At 60.8% G+C, this 24149-nt stretch carries 24 protein-coding genes; 8 read left to right on the top strand and 16 right to left on the bottom strand.

The annotated features are described in order from the left end of the window. Positions 1-42: 42 nt before the first annotated feature. The 5 genes from R3O64_RS03535 to R3O64_RS03515 are packed head-to-tail and all read right to left on the bottom strand — an operon-like array spanning position 43 to position 8429. Positions 43-3255: an ATP-dependent helicase gene (locus R3O64_RS03535; RefSeq protein WP_339017310.1), complete on the bottom strand. Its 3213-nt coding sequence runs from the start codon at positions 3253-3255 to the stop codon at positions 43-45. Continuing rightward, a complete protein-coding gene (locus R3O64_RS03530) occupies positions 3248-6424 on the bottom strand; it encodes an ATP-dependent DNA helicase (RefSeq protein WP_339017309.1) in 3177 nt (1058 codons plus the stop codon). Before R3O64_RS03530 ends, R3O64_RS03535 begins: the two co-directional genes overlap by 8 nt. Before the next feature lie 3 nt (positions 6425-6427). After that, a complete protein-coding gene (locus tag R3O64_RS03525) occupies positions 6428-7201 on the bottom strand; it encodes a hypothetical protein (protein ID WP_070532463.1) in 774 nt (257 codons plus the stop codon). Positions 7202-7233: 32 nt separating this feature from the next. Beyond that, complete coding sequence (locus R3O64_RS03520) at positions 7234-8175, bottom strand: DUF3152 domain-containing protein (protein WP_070532466.1); 942 nt, start codon at positions 8173-8175, stop codon at positions 7234-7236. Between the two features lie 32 nt (positions 8176-8207). Further along, the gene (locus R3O64_RS03515; protein ID WP_070520196.1) at positions 8208-8429 is read right to left on the bottom strand and encodes a DUF3107 domain-containing protein; all 222 of its coding nucleotides are present in this window, start codon (positions 8427-8429) and stop codon (positions 8208-8210) included. A gap of 104 nt (positions 8430-8533) precedes the next feature. Here R3O64_RS03515 and R3O64_RS03510 point away from each other — a divergent pair, with 104 nt between their 5' ends. Further along, positions 8534-9922: a DEAD/DEAH box helicase gene (locus tag R3O64_RS03510; RefSeq protein ID WP_339017308.1), complete on the top strand. Its 1389-nt coding sequence runs from the start codon at positions 8534-8536 to the stop codon at positions 9920-9922. After that, positions 9919-11220: a hypothetical protein gene (locus R3O64_RS03505; protein ID WP_339017307.1), complete on the top strand. Its 1302-nt coding sequence runs from the start codon at positions 9919-9921 to the stop codon at positions 11218-11220. Before R3O64_RS03510 ends, R3O64_RS03505 begins: the two co-directional genes overlap by 4 nt. Positions 11221-11232: 12 nt before the next feature. Here R3O64_RS03505 and R3O64_RS03500 read toward each other — a convergent pair whose 3' ends face one another. Beyond that, positions 11233-11691, bottom strand: a complete 459-nt coding sequence (locus R3O64_RS03500) for a hypothetical protein (protein WP_070597307.1) — start codon at positions 11689-11691, stop codon at positions 11233-11235. A 578-nt stretch (positions 11692-12269) separates the two neighbouring features. Here R3O64_RS03500 and R3O64_RS03495 point away from each other — a divergent pair. Then, a complete protein-coding gene (locus R3O64_RS03495; protein ID WP_010189168.1) occupies positions 12270-12527 on the top strand; it encodes a WhiB family transcriptional regulator in 258 nt (85 codons plus the stop codon). Between the two features lie 85 nt (positions 12528-12612). Continuing rightward, a complete protein-coding gene (locus R3O64_RS12860) occupies positions 12613-12687 on the top strand; it encodes a 50S ribosomal protein bL37 (RefSeq protein WP_100227335.1) in 75 nt (24 codons plus the stop codon). A gap of 59 nt (positions 12688-12746) precedes the next feature. Here R3O64_RS12860 and rsrA read toward each other — a convergent pair whose 3' ends face one another. Together rsrA and R3O64_RS03485 are read right to left on the bottom strand one after the other, a co-directional pair. Next, the gene (rsrA, locus tag R3O64_RS03490) at positions 12747-13019 is read right to left on the bottom strand and encodes a mycothiol system anti-sigma-R factor (RefSeq protein ID WP_070520186.1); all 273 of its coding nucleotides are present in this window, start codon (positions 13017-13019) and stop codon (positions 12747-12749) included. Further along, positions 13019-13624 carry a sigma-70 family RNA polymerase sigma factor gene (locus R3O64_RS03485; RefSeq protein ID WP_070532479.1) on the bottom strand — a complete coding sequence of 202 codons (606 nt, stop codon included), beginning with the start codon at positions 13622-13624 and terminating at the stop codon, positions 13019-13021. The genes rsrA and R3O64_RS03485 overlap by 1 nt, the downstream gene beginning before the upstream one ends. A 37-nt stretch (positions 13625-13661) precedes the next feature. On the opposite strand from R3O64_RS03485, the gene ybaK reads away from it, so the two are divergent. Beyond that, entirely contained in the window at positions 13662-14165 is a 504-nt protein-coding gene (gene ybaK / locus R3O64_RS03480; RefSeq protein ID WP_070532481.1) for a Cys-tRNA(Pro) deacylase, read from the top strand. 188 nt (positions 14166-14353) lie between these two features. Here the strand turns inward: ybaK and R3O64_RS03475 are convergent, their stop codons facing one another. Together R3O64_RS03475 and R3O64_RS03470 are read right to left on the bottom strand one after the other, a co-directional pair. Next, the gene (locus R3O64_RS03475; RefSeq protein WP_230307907.1) at positions 14354-15088 is read right to left on the bottom strand and encodes a hypothetical protein; all 735 of its coding nucleotides are present in this window, start codon (positions 15086-15088) and stop codon (positions 14354-14356) included. Positions 15089-15167: 79 nt separating this feature from the next. Next, positions 15168-15830: an SOS response-associated peptidase gene (locus R3O64_RS03470; protein WP_070597306.1), complete on the bottom strand. Its 663-nt coding sequence runs from the start codon at positions 15828-15830 to the stop codon at positions 15168-15170. On the opposite strand from R3O64_RS03470, the gene aroA reads away from it, so the two are divergent. Continuing rightward, positions 15829-17133: a 3-phosphoshikimate 1-carboxyvinyltransferase gene (gene aroA, locus R3O64_RS03465; protein ID WP_339017306.1), complete on the top strand. Its 1305-nt coding sequence runs from the start codon at positions 15829-15831 to the stop codon at positions 17131-17133. The genes R3O64_RS03470 and aroA overlap by 2 nt on opposite strands. Further along, positions 17126-18148: a ribosome small subunit-dependent GTPase A gene (gene rsgA, locus R3O64_RS03460; protein ID WP_339017305.1), complete on the top strand. Its 1023-nt coding sequence runs from the start codon at positions 17126-17128 to the stop codon at positions 18146-18148. The genes aroA and rsgA overlap by 8 nt, the downstream gene beginning before the upstream one ends. Before the next feature lie 69 nt (positions 18149-18217). Here rsgA and R3O64_RS03455 read toward each other — a convergent pair whose 3' ends face one another. The 4 genes from R3O64_RS03455 to R3O64_RS03440 form a co-directional block, all read right to left on the bottom strand. Further along, a complete protein-coding gene (locus tag R3O64_RS03455; protein ID WP_070530833.1) occupies positions 18218-18823 on the bottom strand; it encodes a hypothetical protein in 606 nt (201 codons plus the stop codon). A 53-nt stretch (positions 18824-18876) separates the two neighbouring features. Beyond that, complete coding sequence (locus tag R3O64_RS03450) at positions 18877-19218, bottom strand: hypothetical protein (RefSeq protein ID WP_070530835.1); 342 nt, start codon at positions 19216-19218, stop codon at positions 18877-18879. Between the two features lie 85 nt (positions 19219-19303). Next, positions 19304-19810 carry a DUF6912 family protein gene (locus tag R3O64_RS03445; protein WP_180952063.1) on the bottom strand — a complete coding sequence of 169 codons (507 nt, stop codon included), beginning with the start codon at positions 19808-19810 and terminating at the stop codon, positions 19304-19306. Between the two features lie 12 nt (positions 19811-19822). After that, a complete protein-coding gene (locus tag R3O64_RS03440; protein ID WP_070522579.1) occupies positions 19823-20233 on the bottom strand; it encodes an HAD-IA family hydrolase in 411 nt (136 codons plus the stop codon). Positions 20234-20356: 123 nt separating this feature from the next. On the opposite strand from R3O64_RS03440, the gene R3O64_RS03435 reads away from it, so the two are divergent. Continuing rightward, entirely contained in the window at positions 20357-20878 is a 522-nt protein-coding gene (locus tag R3O64_RS03435; protein WP_227486282.1) for a hypothetical protein, read from the top strand. Here the strand turns inward: R3O64_RS03435 and R3O64_RS03430 are convergent. Together R3O64_RS03430 and secA are read right to left on the bottom strand one after the other, a co-directional pair. Further along, a complete protein-coding gene (locus tag R3O64_RS03430; RefSeq protein ID WP_246818544.1) occupies positions 20875-21201 on the bottom strand; it encodes a hypothetical protein in 327 nt (108 codons plus the stop codon). The two genes, R3O64_RS03435 and R3O64_RS03430, sit on opposite strands and share 4 nt — an antisense overlap. A gap of 179 nt (positions 21202-21380) precedes the next feature. Next, positions 21381-23933: a preprotein translocase subunit SecA gene (secA, locus tag R3O64_RS03425; RefSeq protein WP_339017303.1), complete on the bottom strand. Its 2553-nt coding sequence runs from the start codon at positions 23931-23933 to the stop codon at positions 21381-21383. Positions 23934-24149 lie beyond the last annotated feature (216 nt).

Genomic DNA, 24149 nt, shown 5'->3' with positions numbered 1-24149 from the left:
GAAGTGCCAACCTCCCTAGACAGTGCGGATTTCCTCGTGAGACTACCTTAGACTCAACCCCGGTGGCGTGGAAACTGCGGAGCTTAAAAGCTCAGCCAACCGTGCTCCGGTGGGCAAGTCATCCGGCTCCAAGAGATAATTCTCATGCACGTAGAAGAACGCCGCGCGGACGGTCTCCACGCCGTGGATGCGCCGCCATGCTTCTGCGTATACAGCCAGCTGAATCTGCGCCGAGGCCAATGCGGCGCCCTGCGGGCGGCGGCCGGTCTTCCAGTCCACGATGAGCCAGGAGCCATCCGGCTGCTGGAATACCGCGTCCATGCGGCCGCGGACAACCGAGTCCCCAATGGTGATCTCGAAGGGTGCCTCGACATAAGCGGGAGTGCGCTGTGCCCACTCGGAGGCCAAGAAAGACTCCTTGAGGGATTCCAAGTCATGGTCCGGTTCGTCGTGCGAGCCTGGCAGCTCGTCCTCCCCCAGCAAGGCTGGAGAACCGAAACGATCCTCCAGCCAGGCATGGAAAGCTGTGCCGCGCTTGGCATAGGAGTTGGGTTTGAAGGGAATGGGGCGACGCTGGCGGCGCGCGAATTGGGTGGGATCCGCCGACATAGCCACCATGTCGGAAGCCGTCAGCTCGCCAGGCAGTTCAACATCGACCACGGGGGCTTGAAGGGCCTTGTGCTCTTCGATGAGCGCACTCGCCTCCTGCTCCCAGAGCCCAAAGACTTCGCCATCACGCAGCGACGGTAAATCCTCCATCGCCGCGCGCACCGCGTCTGCTGCTTTCAGCGCTTCCGCTTGCGGGGTCAGCGAGGGGAAAGACGCCTCTGCAACCGCGCCTTCTGCTTCTTCTTCCGGAACCTCGGGGACCTCCCAATGGACCACCAGATCTGGGTGTTTATCCGCCAGCAACTGCAGGTAGGAATAAGGGCCTTTCTTGCTCTTGCCCTTCTTCTTATTGGTCCCGGAGCCTGTCACCGTCAGCGTGGACTCGGTGCGGGTCATCGCCACATAGAACAGACGGGCCGCTTCCTCCGCTTGGAACTCTCGGTTTTGTTCTTTGAATGCTGTGCACGCCTTGTCGAAGTCGGTGCGTGTCACCGCATCCTCGGGGACATCAATGACGTCCTCATCACCCGGGGCTTTCTCGATCTTGGTCAGGAAGGTTTCCGCCTGCGCCTTGTAGCTCGAGGAATCCGCATGTGCCACGCAGACGTGCTCCCATTCCAAGCCCTTGGCCTTGTGCACCGTCATGATCTGCACGCGGTTGCGCACGAGCGGGACCTCTCCCAGCTCGAGTCCATCTTCCTTCTCCTTAGCCAGCTCAAGGTAGTCCAAGAGGCCGGCCAGGCCATCCCCGTGGAAGCCCGCGACGAAGTCAGCGAAAGCGTCGAGGTGCGTAGTCCCACCAGCCTTGCCGGAAGCGAGGACTTCGGTGCGCAGGCCGAAGAGTAGCTCAATGTCGGCGATGATGTCATTCAATGACTTACCCAGGGAATAGGTGCGCAAGTAACGCAGCTTGGAGGAGACCTCCTCCATGCGTTCCAATCCTTCGGCGCTGTAGCGATCGCGTTCGCCGAGGTCTGCGAGGGCGTCGGCAAGCCCCAGCACCTGGTCCGGCCCCTCCGCAGTGATCTCTTCGACCTGGATAGCCAGGTGCTCCAAAGGATCACCGCCCTCCCACCGAGTGCGGCCCTCGGTGGCGCCTGCCAGGTTGCGCTGACGCGAATGCAGCGCCTGGATATCGGCGATGCCCAAGCCACACATCGGACCGGTCAGCACGCGCAATGCCGCTGCGCTGTCCTGTGGACGCACCAAGAGCGTAGCCACCGCCACGAGGTCTTGGATCTCTGGCTGCCAGAGTAGGCCACCCAGGCCGAAGATCTCATTGGGCACGCCAGCCTCATCCAAGGCGGCGGCGATCAAAGGCGATTGCCTATTGGTGCGCACGAGCACGGCGGCGCTGAAATCCTCGCCTTCCGGCGTGGACTCATAGAGCTGACGAAGGTGATCAACGATGAAGGCGCGCTCCTCGTCCTCAGATGCGAAGTAACCCAGCTCAACCGTACCAGCCGGTGCCGTGGGCTTGGGCGACAGCTCATCCACGGGGCGCTCGCCGGGGCTTGAGGAGAAGAGCTCCGAAGCCACGTCATTGGCCAACCCCAGCACCGTCGACGGGTTGCGCCAAGAGGTGGTGAGCTGATCCTTCGGCGCCGGGGTGCCATCAGGCTGCGGAAAGTCCGTGACAAAAGCCTCCAGGTTTTCGGCCGTCGCGCCACGCCAGCCATAGATGGACTGCATGGGATCACCAACCGCAGTAACGGATAGTCCCTCGCGCTCGCCACCAAAGAGGGAGCGCAATAGGATGCGCTGCGCGTGGGAGGTGTCCTGGTACTCATCCAACATGATGACGCGGTAGCGCGCGCTTTGTTGCTCACCCAAAAGCGGGAAGTTTTTGGCCAGGGTGGCGGCGATGGACATCTGCTCACCGAAGGTGATCACCCCGCGCTCCGCTTGCTCTTTCTTGAGAGCTTCCACCAAGGGCAGGTACTCCAAGCGCAAGCGCTGGGTATCCAAGTACTTCTGCAAGTCTTTGCCGAACTCGCCTTTAGTCCGCTTGCTCTTTTCTAGATCCTCAGCGGTCTTTCGGAAGATATCCTCGTGCTCATAGAGATCCTGCGGATCTTTGAGCTCCCCGTCCATCGTTTCCGCGAGCTTGAGCAAGGTCGCGGTCACCGTGGCCACCGCATTATCGGTGCTCAGCGAGCCCGTGTAGTTGCTGACCACCTCATGAGCGATGGCGTAGCGTTCCGCCTCCGTGATGATGCGGGCATTCGGCTCCACCGGCATGAGCAAGCCATACTCGCGGACGAGATCGCCTGCATAGGAGTCATACGTGGACACGTTGGGGGCGATATTCTCTACCGCCTCAGCCGCCGGGCTGCCCGGGGCAAGGATTCCAGAAGAACGCAGCGTCAACAGCTGGCGGCGGATGCGCTGCTCCAGTTGCTGGGCCGCCTTGCGGGTAAAGGTGAGGCCGAGGACCTGCTCGGGCCTCACCAGACCATTCGCCACGAGTGAGACCACGCGTGAGGCCATCGTTTCCGTCTTACCGGCGCCAGCGCCGGCCACGACGAGTTTCGGACCGAGCGGGCCATCGATAACAGCGGCCTGTTCCGGGGTGGGAGGAAAAGGCTTGCCCAGCGCGGCAGCAAGCTCCTCAGGGCTGAAGTGTTGAGCCGGATTCTTAGGCATTGGTCACCAGACCTCCTTCATTCATCACGGGGCAAATAGAGCGGATTGGGCAGCGATCACAATCGGCATTTTCGCGCGCGGTCAGATCCGGTCCGCGCAGCTCAGCCACGAGTGCGGGCAGCATTTGTGCAAATTCTGCAAGCTCTTCCGGGGGCTTGGTGGCTTGTTCCCGGGTGGACACGGAGGCAGCGCTCGACCGCGGGTACACCAGAACACCACCGCCGCGCGGCAGGCCATCACCGGTCCGGATGGACACGTCATGAGATTCGCTACCTGGTTCTGCTTCAGCCCCGACGAGCTGGCCGTGTGCTAGCGCCAACTGATACGTCATGAGCTGAGTATTGTCCTGGGCACTGCTGGCCGACGGGACTGTTGTCCCCGTCTTGAGATCCACCACGACATAGTCCTCGCCGGCTTTTGCCAGCCGGTCGATGAACCCACGGATGGTGACATCGGGGCCAATATCCACGGTGACGGGGACCTCGACGCCCACGGGCTCGAGTGAGACTGAGCTCGAGAGCACCCAGCCATGGGTGCGGTCGATGAGGCGTTCAAAGTCCGCACGTTCAGCTTCCCGGTGCCACGCGGGGCCTTCGAGGAGCGAGTCGAAGGCATCCAGCACCAGCTGCTTTGCAGGCTCAGCGGCCGCGCCGCGGCCTAAAGCCTCCAGGAAGGCATGCGCCAGGTTACCCCGCACGAGGTTGATGTTCGAGGAATCATCTTCCACCAGCTGCCCCAACACGGCGTTGAGCGGGCACGTGAGCAGGGCATCGACCCGGGACGGCGATACTTTGCTCGAACCACGCAGCGGAAGCTCGGAGGCCACGCCGCGCGCGGCCCACCAGTGATCCGGATTCGCCCCGGGGACCCCAGCCTTTGCCAAACGTGCCAACTGCCGTACCGCTTGGGAGCGCTCCGCCTCTCCGGTTTCCGGATCGGTAGCGCAGCGGCGTAGCTGCGCCACGAAGGAAGGCACTGACAACACCGAGACATCGAGGGGATCCACTTCCTCATCCCCACGTGAACCGCTATGCAGTGTGACCGGGCTCGGTTCCGGAACCTCGAGGCCCAACTCACGCGGCCAGGCCTGGCGTGCGAGGCGCTTGCCGGCCTCCCGGCGCGCTTGTGCACCGGGAACATCGACTCCGCGTGCAGAAAGGAATTCGTCGATGAAGCGGGAGGGCTCTTCCACCACATCGCCCTCCGGCGAATCCACCGCCACGATGAGCAGGCGGCTCAAGTGGCGGGTGGTAGCCACGTGGAAGAGGCGGCGCTCCTCCGCTAAGCGCCCGGACACGTGGCTCACCGGTGTGCCGGGGGTAATGCCGCGGTCGATGAGATCAATGAGGTCTTCTTGCCCAAAGAGGGAGCCGGTCTCCCCCACCGAGGGCCATGAGCCTTCTTGAACGCCCGCCACAATAACGGTGTCCCACTCGCGCCCCACCGCGCCGTGCGCGGTGAGGATCTCTACCGCATCAGGCAAGGCAGCGCGGCGATCGCGCACGCCGGTGGGCAGCTCCTGCTCCGTGATGTGCAAGATAAAGGATTCCAACGATGCCGCCGGACGGCGCTCGGCGTAATCACCGGCAGCGTCGAACAGCGCCATCATCGCATCCAGGTCGCGGTCCGCCTGGGAGCCCGCGGCACCACCGCGCAGAGCCGCTGCCTGCAGGCGCGTGTCCAAACCGGTGGCCTGCCACACCTCCCAGAGGACTTCCTCAACGGCAGCTCCCGCGCGCAGGGCCGCACGCCCAGCAGACAGCACCCCGCGAATGCGCGCCAGAATCGCTTCTTCGCGCTCCGTGAGGAGGTTGTTGAAGTCCGGCAACTCACCGTCCAGCAGCTCACGCAGCGATTCCATTCCGCGCTGCTCCGGCTTCCAACGGCGCAGGCCGCGGATGAGTCGGCGCAATGTTACCGGGTCAGCTCCACCGACAGGCCCGGTAATTAGGTCCTCGAGCTCTGCAGGATCGAGTTCGTTCTCCAAGGCGCGCAATGCCAGGAGCACTGCTTTGACCAAGCGCTGCTCTGCAAGCACAACGTCCGTGGGATTGATATGTACCGGCACACCAGCGCTAAGCAGTGTGCGACGGGCGGGACCAATATCCCCGGTGGAGCGCACTATCACCGCGATATCGCGCCATTGCACCCCGTCTTCGAGGTGGCGGCGGCGAACCGTATTAGCCAATACATCACGCAAAGTACCGCGGGAATCCACAACGCTGACGCACGCCGGGGAAGGCGTGCGGTGCGTAGAGTTCAGACGCAGCTCGTTCTCTGCTTCCCAAGTGGTGAGGAATTCCGAGTTGGCACCGCGGAAGGCAAAGACCGCTTGGTCGGGGTCACCACCAATCACTGTGAGTCGAGCGGTCTTCGCCAGCTCAGCAATCAATTGCCCTGAGGTCGGGTCCAGCAGCTGGGCATCATCAACCACGATGGTGTGCCATGGATGCTCACGCAGCAGCTCCGGGCGCAGAAGAACCTGGCTAACCAGCTCCGCAGCGGAGTAGGAATGCGAACCCGCCAGCGCCTGGGTGCGCTCATATTCGCGCAGGAACTCGCCCGCGGCTGCCCACATGGGCCGGGAGTAGCGCTGTCCCAGCTCTTCCAAATCTGAAGGCCCCAGGCCGCGTTCGATGGAGCGCAGCAACAGGTCACGCAGTTGGCGCGCAAACCCCACGTACTCAAGGGCTGGGCGCATCTCCTCCGGCCACGCGCCCCTGCCATCGGCAGCATGCCCCTGGAGCAATTCACGGATCACCGCATCCTGCTCAGCACCGGTAATGAGGCGCAGCTCTTCCTCGCTGCCTTGGCGCAGGAGCGCAAAAGCCAGCGAGTGTACCGAGCGCACCATCGAGGTCTGTGCGGCGTAGTCATCGAGGTTTTCAGCTAACTCGCGGCGCAGCAACGAGCCGGATTCCTTGGACGGGGCAACGACAAGGATGCCGGAGGCATCGGCGCCGGCGTTCAGTTGTGCCAAGACAACGTCGATAAGCAGGCTCGATACTCCCGATCCCGCCGCTCCCAGGACTCGCCACGTGCCCTGTTGCGGCAATGGCACGTCCCACGTGCGCGTGGCGGCACGACGTCTTCGGGGAATAAGGCGGACATCCGGCGAGGGGGGAAGCGTGACGCCGGTACGTGTGGGGGATTCGCTGCTGTACTTCACGCCCTACAGTCTGTCAGATGTTGCGGACACGAGGGCCGCTTCTACCCTTTCGATGTTCGAACGCACGGTCGCCTTTGACCGCGGGTGCAGGATATTGACGTAACGGCGGTATGCCACAGCACGCAAGAGCAACTGCTGTATACCGGGCACTGACGCAAAGCGAGCACAAATCTCATCGTCCACCGCCCCCGCAATGAGGCCATCCACCATGACCACCGCGGCGGACCAGCCCACCGGGCGCGGGGCCGCGGAAGGCACAATATCAGTCAGCGCCGGCGGGTTAGCCCCGGAGAACACCGTGGTCCCCAGGACATCCACGTGCGCGGTGACCAGCGGAAGCCCTGCAAGCTCAGTATCGGAATAGGCCTCACCGCTCTCCTCCCAGGCAGCCCTCTCCGCCCGCGCAAAAACATCTTCGCGCCTATCCATCGTGGGCAGCGGCGCCAGATCTAGGGCCTCATCGAGCCGCAGCGCCAACTGGGCAGTCTCATCAATGCGCCCGCGCAACTGCCCCTCCACGAACTGCGTGGCCTTCCACCCGGCAGCTGTGTAGCGCCCATCCGCCGTCAGCACCGGACGGGCAATGCGCGCTCCCGGCAGGCTTAGCTTCTCACGCACCTTGGCGGACCAGCTGGTCCACGCGCGAGCTTCGGCAAAGACAATATCCCCGACGCGAATCCCGTTATCCCAGGCAGGCCCCACGAGCTCTCCCTGCGTTCTGCGGGGATGGAACTCAGCGTTAAAGGCTGCAAGAACGGGCTCAGGAGGCAGTGGCATTGGGGAAACAGTCCTTTTAGCTTTGGGCCGATTTACTCGGGTTTAGTGTGATCGGAACTTGCGGGAGTCGGATAGGGCCAGGGGTTCGGCTCACAGGTGACATCCTCATCCGGATAGATCTCGTTTGGCTCTTTCTCAAAGAGCTGCGCGTTGTTCAAGCTCAGCGTCTGCTGCATCATGACCGGTGCGAGCTTACCGGCGCCGCCGCAGGGCTGGTGCGCGGCGAATCCGATGGCGTGACCAAACTCGTGGTTGATCAAGTACTGGCGGTAATTGCCCACATCCCCCTCAAATGGTGCAGCGCCCCGGACCCAGCGAGACTCGTTGAGGTTCACCGTGGACTCCCCGGTAATAGTGGTGTGGCACGAGGTTTCTGATTCCAACTGCGCGCCGCACAACTTCGCCGTAGTCCCCAGCGAGGTGAGGCGGATGTGCGTATCGGGATTGTCATCAGCCTTGACGTGGATGAACTCAAAGTCGCCGTTGGCGGTCCACCCGCGGGGATCGGCCAGGGTGGCGTCGACCAGCGCTACGACGGCCCTATCGCCGCCATAGGCGGAGGTGTCCACACCATTTTCGATTTCGACTGAGAACCGGATGGTCTGTTTTCCGCCCTTGCCCGCGTGCATAGTAGAAGGGCCGGCATCGCGGTAGGTTTCATCACCTTGCTCCGTGAAGTCACCGCCGGCGGGCAAGCCATCCTTGGCCGCGGCAACTGCACTGGCATTGGCGGGATCAGGCCCCTTGGGGGAGGGTGCGTCAGCAGCCGCAGTGCTTGCCGACGTCTCCCCTGCCGCCGACACCTCCGCATCCTGGGCTGGGGAACGAAAAACATCAACCAGCACCCACACCGTGATGACGACCATGACGGGGATCGCCACCACTCGCCACCAGCCGTACTCGCGAGCGAAACGCTCCACCGCCGAGACGAACTGTGGGCGCTGCTTAAGTTCCGCGGGATTATCCATGGCCATTTAGGCTACCCGCTGAGGCAGCGAGCGCGTACTTAGCCTGCGAATCCAACGGTGTGGGCGCGCACGGTGCCGATTTCCACGTAGACCACACGCTCGGTCCGCACGATATAGGTGCGGCCCTTGGTGTCCTTCAATTCGAGAGTGGAGTTCTCCCCCAAGGCGTTGTTGATGGTCTGGGTCAGCTCTTCTCGCTCACCATCCGCGTGAATGACCAGTTCGCGGGCGGTATCGGCGAAGCCAAATTTGATGTCCATGTGGTGTCTACTCCCTTAAATCGTGTTCTTTAGTCCGTGCCATGAGGCCTGCGCCCCCGGCGCTCTAATGGCCCCACTATAGCCACGTCCTCTACTATCAAGGTGTGCTTGCCCCGAAATCATCCCGCGATTCCCGCGAATCCCCTACCTTTGCCGAGCTCGGCGTCGCCGTAGAGATCTGTGATGCCCTCGCTGAGAACGGGATTACGCACACCTTCGCCATCCAAGAGCTCACCCTGCCCATCGCCCTGAATGGCCACGACCTCATTGGCCAAGCGCGCACCGGCATGGGAAAAACCTATGGTTTCGGTGTGCCGTTGCTGGATCGCGTTTTCGATGACGCCGACATCCCGGAGCTCGACGGCACTCCCCGCGCACTGGTCATCGCGCCGACCCGTGAGCTGGCCATCCAGGTCAGCGGGGACCTCAAGGTTGCTGCCGCCAATCTTCCGCTCAGCATCGTCACCCTGTGTGGCGGACGTCCCTATGAAGAGCAGATCACACACATCAAGAGGGGCGCGGACGTCGTCGTGGGCACTCCGGGCCGCCTGCTCGATCTCTGCCAGAAGAAGCACCTGTCCTTCGACCAGGTCAGCGTTCTGGTTCTGGATGAGGCCGATGAGATGCTGGACTTGGGCTTCCTGCCGGATATTGAGAAGATTCTCTCCCTCCTGCACGGCAACCCGCACCAGACCATGCTCTTTTCCGCCACCATGCCCGGGCCCATCGTGACGCTGGCCCGCACCTTCCTCAACAAGCCGGTCCACATCCGCGCCGAGTCCGGCGACGCCCAACAAACCCACTCCTCCACGCGCAAGGTCACCTTCCAGGCACACCACATGGACAAAATCGCGGTCTTGGGAAAGATCCTGCAGGCAGAAGGCCGCGGGCGCACCATCATTTTCACGCGCACCAAGCGCTCGGCAGCCGCCGTCGCAGACGAGCTGGCGCAGCGCGGCTTTAGCGTGGGCGCGGTCCACGGCGATTTGGATCAAAAGGCTCGCGAGCGCTCGCTCTCGGCTTTCCGCGAAGGCACCGTGGAAATACTCGTGGCCACGGATGTTGCTGCTCGCGGCATCGACGTCGATGATGTCACCCATGTCATCAACTATCAGGTGCCGGATGACCCCATGACCTTTGTCCACCGCATTGGCCGCACCGGCCGCGCTGGCCACACTGGCACGGCGGTAACGCTCGTTGGCTACGATGAGCTGAGCAAATGGCAGGTTATCAACGATGAGCTTTCTCTGGACCAGCCCGAGCCGCCACAGTGGTTCAGCACCTCTCCTGAGCTTGCGCAAGCGCTCGATATTCCCGAGGGCGTTTCTGACACCGTTGGTCCGCCCACCAAGGTGCTGGGCGCAGCGAAGCGTTCGGGCTCGCGCGGGGAATCGCCGCGTGGCGGCTCCTCGCGTTCCTCGGCGGCTTCCGCCCGCGCCTCTCGCCGCACCCGTTCCCGCAAACGCAATCCCCGTCAAGGAGGGCATCGATGAGCACCGAGCACACCCAGGAAGCCCAGCTGGATAAGGCCCGGGCAAAGGTCGACTCGTCGAAGAAGGCTCCCATCCTGCGCTCCACGAAGGCGGACTGGATTGCTGTGGGCGCCATCAGTGCGGTCTGCGCCATCGCCATCGGCGGCGCGGTCATCACCGCACCCATTCATAAGGCGGAGCTCACCCCGGCGGTGGACACCGCGTCCGGCGATGAGCCGGCGCTTCTCGCCGCCACCCCAAGCTCCCTCACCGAAGCCTTCAGCCTTCCCAACACTCTCGTGCCGGGACAGGCTCGCGCGGTATCCTCCAACGGCCTGTTGATCACCCATGACGACGATATGCTCAGCGCCTCGAACGCCTCCGGCGACGAAGTGTGGACCTATCAACGCCGCGATGCCGACCTGTGTTCGCTCACCACAGCGTGGAACAAAGTTGTGGCTTCCTATGATGCAGGCAATGGTTGCGGCGATGTAGTGGCGATCGATGCCGCCACCGGCCAATACTCCGATACCCGCAGCGCCCGCAATTCCGAGGAGGTGGTCCCCATCATGTCGAATGACCGCGTGGGCACCGTTTCCGCAGAGCGCGTAGAGCTCTGGCGCTCGGATCTTGTGCGCTCGGTTGAGTACGGTGATGTCGACGCCAAACAGGAGCCAAACCTCCAGCCCCACGAGGACTGCGCCATCACCTCAGCGCTGACCCGCACCGAAACACTGGGTATCACCGAGACCTGCCCAGATTCCCCGGACTCCACGTGGCTGCGCATCCAAAATGCCACTCCTGAGGATTCCCGTTCTCCGGAAATTACAAAGGACATCGAAATTGAGGTTCCTGGTGCGCGCCTCATCGCCTACGGCCAAGAGGCAGCCGCGGTCTTCCTCCCTGGCGATTCACCGCGCATCGTCTCTTATAGCTTTGAAGGTGAAACACTGTCGTCCACGGACGTTGAGCCTTCGAAGTCCATCACCAACGCCGCGTCCCCCTTTGCGCCCGCGATTGCGGATCTTCCGCACCACATGTCGTGGTTCGACGGCGAGCGTCTCTATCTCTTTACCCCTACCGAGCTCAATGTGGATCACATTCTCGAGCAAGCGGTGGGAACCGGGGTCGCAGTCGACGAACGCCTACTCGTCCCCACTGAGGAGGGGATCGACGTGGTGAACTGGTCTACCGGGAAAACCGAGAAGACCATCCCCGTTGACCGTGACGGCTATTCCGGCCCGATTTCGCTAACGCTAGCGGGCACGGTCATCGTTGAGCAGCGCGGCGACACCGCTGTGGCGCTCACCGCCGCTTAAGAGCATGCCCTACTAAAAGTGGCTTTCAGCCCACTGCGCCGTCTCGGGCCGCGCCATGAGCAGGTATAGGACGAGCCCGGCGCTTGCCAAGGTCACGATGCCTAGCAGCGCTGAGCCGCCGTTAAACATCTGAAAAGCCATGGCGCCCAGGATGAATTCCACCAGCACGATGGCTCCGCGGCCCCAGCGTTTGCCTTTGACGAAGGCCCACGAGCCGACAATGACAAAGCCGAACACGATAAAGATGAAGATGGCAGTGCCCAGGCCCACGAAGCTCGATGCGCCGGAATCGGACACCATGGAGCCATTCTCAGCGCCAGCAACCTCACGGACGATGAGGAAGATGCCGAAAATGATAACCGCGATGGATTGGACCACGGCGATGCCGGCAGCCGCCATCACCGTACGCGGTGCACGGTTTCCGGCAGCTCGGTCAGGTGTCGTTGAGGGCTGGTTCTTCTTCTTATTCACGGGCGTTTAGTCTACTTCCCTGCCCCATGGTTTAGGCAGTCTCCACGCCAAAGCTTCACCCACTGCCAATTCAGCCGCCGCGGTACTCGCACGTCCTGTACTCAGCTTCGGCTTTCCTCCTGCTGTGTTTTCGGGGGCAGCGAGGAGGTTGATGGATTTGACGCGATCCAGGTCACCACACTCACCCCAATCTCCCCGTCGCCGCAGGTAGGGGAACTACTGACAGGCTTCTTACAGCCGCCCACCCATTAGAAAAGTGCAAATTGGAAGAATCTATTTAGTGACGTTGGACACTTTTCGCCTTTTACCCCTAGCGGACTTTGAGTAAACGTGTCATTATTCTCAGGTAGCAAAAACAACGAGCTGTTAAATCAGTTCTTAACCCGGAGAATCCTTCGAGTTAACAGAAAGTGAACCACGGCGGCGTCGACGCTGGCCCTAACTCGAGACAGGGCCCCACTGACCGCAGACCAGTCCACTTACACCCAGTAGCACTCAGTTCAGTTCACCACCGTGGACTGCCCTTGGTGCGCCTACTTCGCCCACTGCTGTCAAAAATTTGTTAGGAGATTTCAATCATGGATTGGCGCCACGAAGCCGTTTGCCGCGACGAGGACCCGGAGCTCTTCTTCCCTGTCGGTAACTCCGGCCCCGCACTCACCCAGATCGCTAAGGCCAAGCTGGTCTGCAACCGCTGCCCAGTTGCCTCTTCCTGCCTCAAGTGGGCCCTCGAGTCCGGCCAGGATGCCGGCGTGTGGGGCGGCCTTTCTGAGGAGGAGCGCCGCGCTATCAAGCGCCGCAACCGCAGCCGCGGCCGTGCCCGCGTATCTGCCTAAACAGACACACCCCCGATTAACACCCAGGCATACCCTGCCGCTACAGTTGAATAAGTTCATTTACCCTTAACAGAAGGAGTACGCGATGAGCAAGCGTGGCCGTAAGCGCAAGGATCGCCGCAAGAAGTCCGCTAACCGCGGCAAGCGTCCTAACGCATAACGTCAGCATTCAGGGCTCGTTCCTCACCCCACCACCGTGGGCGGGAACGAGCCCTTTGCTTATCCCCAGGTAATTTCAGTCCTCGTAATCTGCACGCTAATGCGCTGGCGCAGCGACTGCGGCGCGGCCTGTCCCCCACAGCACTTGCGTACGAGTGCCCGAACTACTTCCTCGCTCTCAAGGCGTTGCTGGCAGGCATCGCACTGCGCAAGATGCTCGCGGATTGCCATAGCCCGCGCGTAGCTCGTCGATTCATCGAACAGTTCCCTAAAGAGCGCTTCAACCTCCGGAGAGTTACACGCACCGCAATTGCGTCCTGTTGCGCGTTCCATTACTTCTCCTCCATCTCTGGGTGGTTGCGACCAATGCCTTTTTCTCGTGCTACGTCCTTCAACGCCGCGCGGAGCAGTTTTCTTCCGCGGTGGAGGCGGCTCATCACCGTTCCCAACGGTGTACCCATCACATCCGCGATTTCCTTATAAGCCAGACCCACTACATCCGCGTAGTACACCACCATGCGGTAGTCCTCTGGCAGGTCATTCATGGCCTCGGAAATCTCCGAATCCGGCATCTGCTTGAGGGCCTCGACCTCCGCCGATTCCAGGCCCGTGGAGTCATGCCCGGCCGTGGTGTAGAGCTGAAAATCACTCAGCTCATCCGCTGAGGATTCCACCGGACGGCGCTTGGCCTTCCGGTAGGAGTTGATGTAGGTATTCGTCATGATGCGATACAGCCAGGCCTTGAGATTCGTCCCCTGTTTGAAGGAATCAAAATTGCTATAGGCCTTGAGGTAGGTCTCCTGGATGAGATCCTCTGCATCCTGGGGGTTGCGCGTTAGGCGCATCGCTCCGCCATACAGTTGATCCAGCAAGGGCAAGGCTTGCTCCTCAAACAATCGCTGTTTCTGAAGCGTCTCGCTCGTCGTTTCGGTGGCCATGCTCACCATCCTAGCGCTCCGGACTAGGGTGGATTCTATGGCCAAGAAGACCCCGCACGCCGCTACCCCCGCTCTCAAAATCCTCGAAGAGGCAGGAATCGACCACAGTGTCTCCACCTTCGACGGTGGCCGCGAGCACTTCGGCGACGCGGCCGCGGCGGCGCTCGACGTCGAGCCTGAGCGCATCTTCAAAACCCTCGTCATCGACCTGAGCGCCGGCAAAGGCCCCAAGCGCCAGCTCGCCGTGTGCGTCCTTCCGGTTACCTACCAGCTCAGTCTCAAGAAGGCCGCCGCTGCCTTCGGCGCTTCTAAGGCCACGATGGCCACGCCTGCCGACGCCTCCAAGTCCTCCGGCTACATCCCCGGCGGCATCTCCCCGCTGGGACACAAGCACATCCTCCCGACAGTGGTTGATGAAACGGCACTGCTTTTCGACACCATCTTTTTCTCCGGTGGCAAGCGGGGACTCGACATCGAGATGAACCCGGAGGATCTCCCCCGTGTGCTCGACCTTTCCTTCGCTGACGTGCTCGCCGCCTAAACCTCACGCGCTAGAACTGTGATGTCTAGTGGCTTTTTGGACGTTTACGGCAGTGAAATAGCCGTACTAGTCAAAAATCTTGACATCACGGGGACGTGCCACCTATAGTCAGAGTCAGAAAGTAAGGACATGGTCCCTTGCTATGACTAAAAAGGGTCTTCTGGACGTATGCGCCAGATGGCTCTTTTTTATTGACCAGGACGCTTATTAAATACCTTTGATACCTGGCTTCGGGACGACACCCACGTTGCAATTTGGTGATCCATCGAATCAATCAATTCAAACGCTCTCCGCGATTCGACAATCACGTTCACATTCAGAAGACTGTCCATGTGAGCGACTTTATTACGCAAATCGTTACAGTGCGATACGTTCCAATACGTAATCGATCCGTCGGGGTCGGTCACATTAGGGAACGCAGACTTAATAGCCTGATTCCATAAAACTTGTCGTCCTACATTCTCGGGTGCAGCGTGATTAGCGTTAGGGTGATGATTCGGTAGTAGCGTACGCCAAAGACCGAAAGTCGTATGGGAAAGCACATCATCATGAGTGATAGCACAACCGTGACGAGGATGAGATGAAGGACGGCAATCTACCGCTGCTTGTGCACGCCTAATCGCCTTTTCCCTCTGGGAGCCGACAATCGAACGCAAGGGGCGAGGAGGCGGATCAAGTAGCCAGCTTTGAGGACCATTATTACGGGCATTCCAAGCAAGCAATTCCTTGTCAATTGCGTTTCTCAGAAAGATTTCTGTTAACGCCAAAACATCTTTAACAGCAGACGATAACTCTGCATGCCATCCATATAACGCCAGCGCGCGCTTACAGTTCCCGCCACACTCATCCAAAAACGGTTGCATGCGAGCATCCGACAATCGGTCGACAATATGCCTTCTGTCCATACCAGTATCCAACCACATGTCTGGCAAATTCCACCGGCGTTAGCCGGTCGCCTTACGCCACTATGGACATAACACTCACACGCTAAAACAGGGTGAGCTAGAACAGGGTGGTCGACGGTGGTTCGTCGATAAGCTCTGCGTAGTCGTTGCGCACATTACCCACCGCCGGATCCGCGGGGCGTGCCTGAAAGCCCCGCACGGTGCTCGGCTCCAGAAGCGCCTCCCCCGCCAGCCAGGGCGCGATTTCCTCCGTGGTCAAAAACTTGGGCAGCCGGTGGTGCAGCCATGCCATCTCCTCCGTGGCATCCGTGGTCACCATCGTGGCCGACAGCCTATCCATACCCGTGGCCCACAGCCCTGCTGCCCACAGCAGCCCATCAGGGCCGGTGACGTAATAGGGCTGCTTCTTGGATTTCTTGTCCTCCCCAGCCTTCCACTCGTAATAGCCGTCCAGCGGGATGACGCAGCGCTGTGCCTTGAAGGCATCGCGGAAGGAGGGCTTCTCCGCCACGGTCTCCGCGCGTGCGTTGAATAGCGGCGGGCCGTCCGGATCTTTCTTCCAGTGCGGAATAAGCCCCCAGCGTGCGGGCTCCACGCGAGCGGTATGCTCCTCAGCTCGGACGATGGCGATGGTCTGGGTTGGGGCGATGTTATACCGCGCCGGTGGCAGACCTTCCGGCGCGTGGACCTCCGTGATGGACTCCCACGCGCCTACTTCCTCCAGTAAGGACTCGGTGAACAGAACAAATCTTCCGCACATGCCCTTTATTATGGACTACATGTCTGAATTCTGGAGCGCACCCCAACCGTCTGGGCCCTTGTCCTGGACGCAAAACCTCCCCGGGTCAAAATCGATGACCAACCGCGCCCTCATCCTTGCTGCGCTGGCTGACTCCCCGTCTATCATCTATAACCCGCTGGTCTCCCGCGATACCAACCTGATGAAGGAGGCCTTGCAGGCCATGGGCGTGGGTATCTCCGAACAAGGCCCGCATCTTCATGTGACTCCCGGAAGGCTGCATGGAGCGAAGGTAGATTGCGGCCTGGCCGGCACAATTATGCGCTTTTTACCACCGGTGGCAGCGCTGGCGGATGGCCCCGTTGTCATCAACGGTGACCCATATGCCCGCAAGCGCCCTATGTCCACGATGACCGCGGCTCTGCGTGAGCTGGGCGTGGACATTGTGGGCGACAGCCTGCCGCTGACCATCACCCTCCACGGCGTTCCGGAGGGCGGCGAGGTCACCATCGATGCCTCCGCCTCCTCCCAGTTCGTCTCCGGTCTGCTCCTAGCCGGCGCACGCTACCGCAATGGACTGATCGTGCGCCACGAAGGCGGCACAGTGCCCTCCCAGCCACACATCCTGATGACCGTCGGTATGCTGCGCGAAGCCGGTGTCCACGTCGAGGTGGGCGAGAACACCTGGGACGTGCGCCATGGTGAGATTGAGGGCCGCGAGTGGCGCATTGAACCGGATCTTTCTAATGCGACTCCGTTCCTTGCCGCTGCCGCCGTCTCTGGCGGAAGCGTGAGCATTCCGAACTGGCCGAAGGAAACCCACCAGCCGGGTGACGCCTTCCGAGGCATCCTGGAGCAGATGGGCGCGAAGGTCGCGTATGCCCCGCAGGCTCCCGGCGAAGAGTCTTACCTAAAGGTGACCGGCCCGCAGGAAGGCTTGCACAGCCTGCGCGGCATCGATCTCGACATGGGCGATATCGGTGAGCTCACCCCCACCGTGGCTGCGCTGTGTGCTCTGGCTTCCACCCCGTCGACGCTGACTGGCATCGCGCACCTGCGCGGCCACGAGACGGACCGCCTGGCGGCCCTCGCTGCGGAGGTCAACGCCCTTGGTGGAAACGTCACCGAGCTTGACGACGGCCTCCGCATCACCCCTGCTCCACTCCACGGCGGGGTATGGCATTCCTACGCGGATCACCGCATGGCGACAGCCGGAGCCATTATCGGATTGGCCGTTGACGGCGTCCAGGTCGAGGACATCGACACGACGTCCAAGACTCTGCCTGGCTTTGCTGATATGTGGGAGGACATGATCCGTGGCTAGGCGCGCAAGTAGCTACGACGAATCCGACGTCCGTATCCGGCCCGGAAAGGGGTCGCGACCGCGCACGAAGGACCGCCCGAAGCACAAGGATGCCAAGTTTGGCATGGTCATCACCAAAGACCGCGGCCGCTGGGGTGTCGCGCTTGATAACGACGGCCCCGTGGTTACCGCTATGCGCGCCCGCGAGATGGGCCGCACTCCGGTCGAGGTTGGTGATCGGGTCGGCGTCGTGGGCGATACCTCGGGTAAGAAAGACACCCTCGCACGCATCGTGAAGCTCGAGGAGCGCCGCTCCGTCCTCCGGCGCACCGCGGATGACACCGACCCTTATGAGCGCATCGTGGTAGCAAACGCCGACCGCCTACTCATCGTGAGCGCCGTGGCCGATCCGCCGCCGCGCTCCGGGTTCGTGGAGCGTGCTTTGATCGCTGCCTTTGCCGGAAATATCCAGCCGGTGCTGTGTCTGACGAAGACAGACCTCACTGATCCCACCCCGTTTGCACAGGAGTTTGCGGATCTGGATGTCACCGTGGTGGAGGCTGGCGTCGACGACGGGCTAGAGCAAGTCTGTGCGGCCATCGATGGCCACGTCACCGCCCTCATCGGCCACTCGGGCGTGGGAAAGTCCACCCTGGTGAACCGGCTTGTCCCCGATGCCAACCGGGAGACCGGCGAGGTTTCCGCCGTGGGTAAGGGAAGGCACACGTCGACGCAGTCGGTGGCGTTGCGTTTGCCCGCTGAAGGAAGCACGCCACACGGCGGCTGGATCATTGATACCCCCGGCATCCGCTCCTTCGGCTTAGCCCACATTGACGCGGAGAACGTCATCGAGGTCTTCGACGATCTTGCCGAAGCCATCGAGGACTGCCCGCGTGGCTGCACGCATGCTGGGCCACCTGCGGACCCCGAATGCGGGCTCGACCTAAGCATCGAAGAGGGCACGGCTTCTGCGCGCCGTCGCGATGCAGTGCGCACCCTGCTGGCGTCCCTGCGCACCAATGTTGACTGGGCTTAAGGCCCAAAGGGCCTTAAGCCCGAAGCTTCCTAAAGGAAGGGGCTTGCGCGTTCTTAAGGCACCGAGGCTTTAGATCGGGAGCATTGCCGTCAGCTGCGGCGGCAGGACGGTCTTCAGGTAGGGGCCTGCCGCGCGAAGAGCCATGAGGATCACGGCCAAGCCACCGGAAACCCCGAGGATGACAGCGCCGCCCGTGTCAATGTTGGAGGAGGTGTTGCCACCGCCTTCTTGTTCCTTATTGAGCTCTTCTTTCTTCGCACAGGCGTTGAGAGCTTTAACGTAGTCGGGTGCAATCTTGCGGAAGGTCTCCGCCACCGCAATGTTGTTCTTGGCGCGCTTGGCGGATTCCTCACCACCGAGTTCAGCATCTACCTCATAGCCAGCTAGGGCACGGTAGAGCTCTTCCGACTGATTCTCCACGTCACGTGCACGCTTTTCGGCGTCCTTGGGAAGAATCTTAAGGCCATCCTTCAGCAGGCTGCTATCGACATCGTTGTCCTTCGACTCCGCATTCTTAAGATCGCTCGCCTCCTCCTCGCTCAAGGTAATGGTGCACTTTTCATCCTTGATGGAAGTGGTCACGGCTCCGGCCGTGGGGGCAACGACACCGCTGGCTAGGACAGCAACAGACACGGTAGAGACGGCAACTACCCGGCGAAGACGAGAGGAAGACATGCTGAGGGGACCTTTCGATCAGGCTGACTATTACCCCTGCAGGCTATCAGCATTTAGCCCAGCTTGGGCAGGTAATCACCGAACTCCTTGTACGCGGCCAGACCGATGCTCACGATGCCGAAAAGGATGGCGATAATAACGCCTGTCGGCCCCTGCGAAGAGCCCTCAAGAATTCGCAGCCACGGAGTCTTAGGCATCACGGCCATGTCGGGGTCCGGATTGCTGGGGTCCGGTTTGTTGTTAGCAGTTCCTTGAAGAGAGCTCCCCTGCGCGGTCTGGTTAGTCTGCACTGTTGGCGCTACTGCTTCCTCAGCTCCGGCAGCTGGCACTGAGACGAGAGATGCGGTGCTCAGGGCCGCAGCGGTGACAAGGCTAGCTAAGCGAGTTGCCTTCATGGTGGTGCTCCTTTTCTGGCGACGACAATAGAGGCTCAGATTAGCACCATGCATGAGCCCACGGCGATGAAAGCCCAGAAAATACTTAGAGAAGCTCCACGAGGATAGGCAATTCGGTCGGGTCATAGAAGGCCATGAAATTATCCAGGGCATCACCGACGGCGAGCTCAGCATCTTCGTCACCAAGGTCGGCGTTATCGATGGCGTCGATAGCCTTGGCAGTAGCGGCTTCGGACTCTTCGATGTCCACGTGGATGGCCTGAAGATTGTCCTTCGTGATGGTCGCGGGATCCAGCGCCACGACCGGTTCCCCCATGTCCGGCTTCGGGGTCACCACGGACTCGTCCACGTCGACGGAAATGACGACTCGGCGGTGCGGAAACTTCTCCTCATCACCGATAGCCAAGAGCCTCAGCGAAGCCATAGATGCTTCGAGGAAAGCGGAGTATTCGATCTCTTCCTCGTCACCCTCGGTGTAGAACTCGCGCAGCGCGGGGGTTAGCGCAAAACCCCAGCCGCTGCGGGCAGCAAGCTGGCCGGTTTCCTCGAGCTCAGCCAGCATGGAAAAGGTTGCCGGCAGGAAGACGCGCACATCCTTCGACACTTAGAACTCACCTTCAATGTCGAAGACTGCCTGAACCTCTACGCTCGTGCGGTCGAAGACGGTGTAGAGCATGCCGACCATGCCGTTTTCCACCGCCGCGCGCACGTTAACGATGGAGTCATCCACCATGACGCAGTCATTAATCGGCAGATCAATGGCATCCGCTGCGGCTTGGAAAGCAGCGCGCTCCGGCTTCTCAGCGCCGACCTCACCAGAAAGCACAACGGCATCAACGATGCCGCGGTATTCCCACTCACGAATGTGCTCAGCGCCCGGGCCGCCCGGATCGTTGGAAAGGATTGCGGTGGCAACTCCGTTTGATTTCGCGGCGGCGAACAGATCCCGCCAGCGCTTGACGTCTTCTTCGGTGCCGTCAAGAACGCCTACAAAATCGACGATGAGTCCACGCATATTATCTACCCTTCGCATTGAACTGTGTTTATCGTCCGAAAGTATAGCGAACATACCGCCTGCCCGCTCTCACCGGCTTATGCACTGCAGTGCTCTAGCCGCATATAGGCCTACCGTGGCACAATGAACGTGCGTCCACCTTCCTTCACCGCGCCCGCCCCGAACCTAGCCTTCGTGCACTCCTCCGCCCCGCTTATCGCGGAAGAGGACGCGATCCCCATGTACACCCCCATCCCTGGCATGAGCCATTTGCAGCTGTATGTCGCCCCACAACGTATCCGCTACGAGCGTCAACCTACTGCGGGTGACCTCGCTACGCGGAAAGAGATCCACGGGCTTGTAGTCATAGTTCTAGAAGTTGCCGCCGCGCTGCGGCCTTTGAGTCATCTCAACAACCCACGTTTTGCACCGGAAATTGCAAACCATGTCCGTGCTTGGCGGAAGGCCCAGGCGTCTTCGGAGTGGCGCGGAGGGATGGCGCTGCGTAGCTTGCATGCGCGCTCGAATGGCGAGTTCTTCGGCTCGGTGCTGATGGGATCGACGCGACGCGCCTTTACCGGCGCCGCCGTTGGACGGCACCTGAGTTCCTTCCGGTTGCTTTCAGTCGGCATGCATCCCCACGGCAATGGGGAGCCGGAAGTTTAGAAAAGCGACCCCAGCTTGATCAAGATTGGCGTCCAGTCGATGCCCGCGAATGCAGCGGAAGCACTCACCAAAGCCAAACTGATACCGCCGAACATCGTGGCCCCCACTACCGGTGATTTCTTGGTGGATTCTTCCGCACTTTCCGGCGTGGCCACTGCGCCACACTCGGTGGGAACAATGTCCTGGGAGCTGAGTACCGTGTCCTTGGCGGATTCATCTCCCTGCGAGCTCAAAACGGAAGAGAGCTGGCACTGTTCTTCGGGAGCAAGCTCCACAGCAGATGCAGCCGCGCCGCCACCCAGCAGGGTGGCAGATGCGAACACGGATAGACCTACTCGCACAGACAAGCGGCGCATACTCACTCAACCTCCGAAGAATAATAATTACTAATTTGCCAGTATATACCTAAGTGCCTCCAATAAAAAAGACGCCGCGGGGAGCACTTCCCACACGGCGCCTCGCTGCACCTCAGCGCTCAATAACGCTGTGGTGTTGGCATTTACTAGGCTTCCGCCTCGTCCGCGGCGTTCGCCTCTTCCTGAGCCTTGAACTGTTTACGCAACATAAACAACTGGCGCACAGTTTCTTCCTTCACAGCTTCGTTCATGGCGTTGAACATGTCGCCGCCCTCCTTCTGGTATTCCACCAGAGGATCACGTTGTGCCATTGCACGCAGTCCAATGCCCTCCTTGAGGTAGTCCATCTCATAGAGGTGCTCACGCCACTTCTGATCAATGATCGGCAAGATGATCATGCGTTCTGCATTGCGCATCTGGCTCTCGCCGCCGATGGCGCTGACGGACTCTTCAAGTTTGTCGTACTCGGAGTTGGCATCAGCCACCAGTGCATCGCGCAGCTGCTCGGCGGAGATTTCGCCGGCGGAGCCGTACTCGGTACCGTCGACAAGCTCCTCATGCGTCTTGGTCGGCCCATACAGGGACTCCAAGGCATTCCACAGCTCGTCGAGGTTCCAGTCCTCCACATAGCCGGTGGCCGTAGCACCCGCCACGTAGGCAGACACGGTGTCGTCGATCATCTCGCGGATGTTGTCCTTGATGTCGCTGGCCTCAAGGATGTCGTGGCGGGTAGCGTAAACCACCTTGCGCTGTTCGTTCAGCACCTCGTCGTACTTGAGCACGTTCTTACGCATCTCAAAGTTCTGGTTCTCAACCTGCGCCTGTGCGCCCTTAATAGAGTTGGACACCATCTTGGCCTCAATTGGCACGTCATCCGGCACGTTGAGGCGGTTCATCATGTTCTCCATGGACTGGCCCACGAAGCGCACCATGAGCTCATCACGCATGGACAGGTAGAAGCGGGTCTCGCCCGGGTCACCCTGGCGTCCGGTACGGCCGCGCAGCTGGTTATCAATACGACGCGACTCGTGGCGCTCGGTACCCAGCACGTACAGGCCGCCGGCCTCGCGGACCTGGTCACCCAGCTTCTTGGAGTGTTCCTTTTCGCGATCGATTTCGGCGTCCCAGGCCTCTTGGTACTTCTCTTCATCTTCGAAGGGATCGAGGCCGCGATCGCGCAGCTTTTCATCCAGGATGACCTCGGGGTTACCGCCGAGCACGATATCGGTACCACGGCCGGCCATGTTGGTGGCTACGGTAACGGTGCCGGGGCGGCCGGCACGGGCGACAATCTGGCCCTCTTCCTCGTGGTGCTTGGCGTTAAGCACCGAGTGCTTGATTCCGCGCTTGCTCAACAACTGGGAGAGGTATTCGGAGCGCTCCACCGAGGTTGTACCCACCAGCACCGGCTGGCCTTGGGCGACGTGTTCCTCAATGTCATCAACCACCGCGGCGAACTTCGCCTCTTGGGTCTTGTAGATACGGTCGGAGTGGTCGATACGTTGGTTCGGCTTGTTGGTCGGAATCGGCACCACATCCAGACCATAGATGGAGTGCAGCTCGGCTGCCTCGGTCTCTGCGGTACCGGTCATGCCGGAAATCTTCTCGTACAGGCGGAAGTAATTCTGGAGCGTAACGGTGGCCAGAGTCTGGTTCTCGTTCTTAATCTCCACATTTTCCTTAGCCTCAATAGCCTGGTGCATGCCCTCGTTATAGCGACGGCCAGCAAGCACGCGGCCGGTGAAGCTATCCACGATGAGAACCTCGCCGTTGCGGACGATGTAGTCCTTATCGCGGGTGAAAAGCTCCTTGGCCTTCAGGGCGTTGTTGAGGTAGGACACCAGCTGGGAATGCTCTGGGGCGTAGAGGTTCTCAATGCCAAGCTGGTCCTCAACGAATTCCACGCCTTCCTCCAGCACACCGATGGTGCGCTTCTTGTGGTCCACCTCGTAGTGGATGCCTTCGCGCATCTTCGGCGCCAGCTGGGAGAAGACGCCGTAGAACTGGGAGGAGCCGTCAACCGGACCGGAAATGATGAGCGGGGTACGGGCCTCATCGATAAGGATGGAGTCAACCTCATCCACGATGCAGAAATTATGTCCGCGCTGGACCGTGTCATTGAGCGAGCGGACCATGTTGTCGCGGAGGTAGTCAAAGCCCAGCTCGTTGTTGGTGCCGTACGTAATATCGCACGCATATGCTTCCTTGCGATCCGCAGGGCGCATCTCAGAAAGGATGACGCCCACGGTAAGGCCCAGCCAGCGGTGGACACGGCCCATCATCTCGGCGTCACGCTTGGCCAGGTAATCGTTGACCGTCACGATGTGCACGCCCTTGCCCTCCAGCGCGTTGAGGTAGGCCGGCAGCAAGGAGGTCAGGGTCTTGCCCTCACCGGTGCGCATCTCGGCGACGTTGCCGAAGTGCAGGGCTGCACCGCCCATGATCTGCACCTTGTAGTGCTTCTGGTCGAGCACGCGCCAGGCTGCCTCACGCACGGTGGCAAATGCTTCGAGAAGAATGTCATTCATCTTCTCGCCGTCCGCCAGACGCTTCTTAAACTCGTCAGTCTTAGCCTTTAGCTCATCATCCGACAGCGCCGCGAATTTATCTTCTAGGGCAATAACATCATCTGCAATTTTAGCCAGGCGCTTGACGGTGCGTCCCTCACCGGCACGGAGCAGCTTGGAAAGTCCAAACACGTCTAGATAATCCTTCTTGTCGCGACAAATAAGTTAACTCGTCGCCATTGTACTCACTAGCTTTTCTGTAATGATTCGCCACCCAACCCAAAGGGCGAATCCGGCCACTGCCCGGCACCCCTCTTGCGGCCGCCTCCTCCCCACGCAAAGCTCAGCAGACAGGGATTAATAGATGTTAATAGAGGCATAAGAAGGCTCCCTGCCCCGCTGCGCGCG

The sequence above is a fragment of the Corynebacterium hesseae genome (assembly GCF_037850265.1).
GTDB classification, from domain to species: domain Bacteria; phylum Actinomycetota; class Actinomycetes; order Mycobacteriales; family Mycobacteriaceae; genus Corynebacterium; species Corynebacterium hesseae.
This window is presented reverse-complemented; position numbering and strand designations above follow the sequence as displayed.